The 2,398-nt window shown below is 41.8% G+C and carries 3 protein-coding genes; 2 read left to right on the top strand and 1 reads right to left on the bottom strand.

Annotated elements, in window-relative coordinates:
* A partial coding sequence (locus tag AAC037_RS23510; RefSeq protein ID WP_339906060.1) for a lactate utilisation protein LutB domain-containing protein occupies positions 1-441 on the top strand: 441 nt, incomplete at its 5' end.
* Complete coding sequence (locus tag AAC037_RS23505) at positions 438-1,019, top strand: LUD domain-containing protein (protein WP_339906058.1); 582 nt, start codon at positions 438-440, stop codon at positions 1,017-1,019. The genes AAC037_RS23510 and AAC037_RS23505, both read left to right, overlap by 4 nt.
* 107 nt (positions 1,020-1,126) lie before the next feature.
* Here the strand turns inward: AAC037_RS23505 and AAC037_RS23500 are convergent.
* On the bottom strand, positions 1,127-2,398 hold a 1,272-nt coding region (locus AAC037_RS23500), incomplete at its 5' end, for a sulfatase-like hydrolase/transferase (protein ID WP_339906057.1).

Here is a 2,398-nt window from a genome sequence, read left to right as displayed (position 1 = left end):
AATACCTGCCCTATTTATCGTAGAAGTAGTGGTTTTAGTTATGGCTCTACGGTTCCCGGGCCTATTGGATCCATTCTCTCTCCGGGTATGGACTTGAAAAAACACAGCACTTTGCCTTTTGCCTCCACCCTTTGTGGCTCTTGCACAAATGTTTGTCCGGTAAAAATTAATATTCACGAGCAACTTTACAAATGGCGACAAGTGATCACCAAAGAAGGACCATCCCAGCCATCCAAAAAATGGGCCATGCGCTTTGGGGGAAATGTAATGTCGAAGCCAAAATTATTTGACATGATGGGTAAAATGGCCAGAAAATCCCTGACCATAAGTCCTAGAGGATTTATTTACAATAGCTTCAATGCATGGGGCAAACACCGAGAATTACCGGAAGTGCCCAAAGAGAGTTTCAAGGACTGGTACCGAAAAAACAGGAAGCAATGAACAGTAGCAAAGAAGCCATAATAGCGGCTATAAAAAAGAACAAACCTGATGTGCTTCCATTACCGGAGCACCCTGAGTTTCCCTATGAGAGCAACCTTATCGAACAATTTCAGGCCAGTATAAAATTGAATGGTGGTTTGGCCAAATCAGGTGAAGGAAAGGAACAAATACAGCAGTACCTGAAAGAAAAGTTTACTGCCGACCAACAGGTTTTGTCATTGGTAGATGGAATTTCAGGAAATTTTGAAATTGAAAAAGTTAAAGACCCCCATGAATTGGAGCACATTGAAGTGGCCGTATTGGAAGGAGATTGGGGCGTGGTAGAAAATGCTGCCATATGGCTTCCTGAAAAAAAGATCATCCATAGGGCATTGCCATTTATAGCCCAACATCTCATCGTTTTGCTTAAAGTAGAAAACCTCTTGGGAAATATGCATGAGGTCTACCAAAAGATCAATGTTGCTGATCCCGGATACGGTGTATTTGTAGCCGGCCCGTCCAAGACGGCAGATATTGAACAATCTCTTATCATAGGTGCGCATGGACCTAGGAGCATGGTGGTATATTTGATGGAGTGATTATTAAATTCCAGGAATTAACCCTATTGATATTTATTAATGTGAAATAATCAGGTGGATTGCGATAAAAGGCAATCCGCCTGATTTTGTTTTATGTTTTGAATAGATCAAGGAAGCTTATTTGAGGTTCCGGAAGGGGTGGATTCATAATGCATGGCCAATTCTTTGACTTTTTGAGGCATGGTATCCGCTAAATTCACAAGCTCAGATGGATCTTTGGTCATGTTATACAATTCCCATGGTCCCCCATTCATCCGAACAATTTTATAGTCTCCACTTCTAAACATTCTGAATTTATTCATTCCGGAAATAAAGTATTCAGGTTCCTTCCGCTGCTCACCCAAAAATACCGGCAACAAGGAGCTACCATGCAAAGGAAGGGTTTGACGACCTTGAATTGAGTCCGGGTATTGGATTTTTAACAAGTCCAAAAAGGTAGGGGCAATGTCAACCACATGCCCTACTTGATCTGTAATGGTATTGGGAGCTATTTTTCTTGGCCAATGGACGATAAAAGGAGTATGGCTTCCACCCTCAAGGCCTGATTGCTTGTGTTGCCTAAAAGGTGTATTGCTCAACATTGCCCAATTGGTGCGCAAACTCCAATAAGAATCTGAAGGACCCGGCGCTACATCTTTTACCTTATTGGTATAAAAGGGGCAAGATCCATTATCATTTAAGTACATGATAATGGTATTTTCCAATTTACCATTGTCCTCCAGCTTCTTCAAAACCCTTCCTATGTTCAGATCCATCCTATCAATTATTGCAGCAAAAACAGACATTTCTAGGTCAAGGGAGTCCTTTTTTTCAACAGACAAACTGTCCCAGGCATAATAATCGGTATAATCCGGTAACAAGGGTCCCCGAGACTTGTTCAAGTTGTTTTCAGGAGGACTGAGTTTAGCACCATTGGGGAGCACTCCCATATTTTGCATATTTTCAAAGCGTTCTTTTCTCAGTACATCCCATCCCTTGAGGTATTTACCGCGGTATTTCTCAATATCTTCAGGTCGGGCCTGAAGGGGGTAGTGAGCCGCATGATAAGGAAGATAAAGAAAGAAAGGATCCTCTTTTTCAAAGGCTTCCTCCAACCAATTCAAAGCATAATCGGTAATAAAGTCCGTCTTGTACATTGGGCTTTGGTCATGTTCTATTTCCTCCGCTTTTATTTCATTTCCTTCCAGATAAAATGGCCTTTCAAACTCCCCCGAAGGGGGTAGAAAGTACTCTGTGGTAGCCCAAAAATAAAAAGAATGATCAAACACATTTTCAGCTTTACAATACTCCGGCACCCAAGCGTCAAAATGCTCTTTTCCACTCATTATATTGTGATAGCCTGCTGTTTTGGTCAGGTTGGCAATATGAACTGCTCCCTC

The sequence above is a fragment of the uncultured Cyclobacterium sp. genome (assembly GCF_963976465.1).
Classification (GTDB): domain Bacteria; phylum Bacteroidota; class Bacteroidia; order Cytophagales; family Cyclobacteriaceae; genus Cyclobacterium.
Note: the sequence above shows the minus strand (reverse complement) of the source record. Positions and strands in the feature narration are given on the sequence as shown.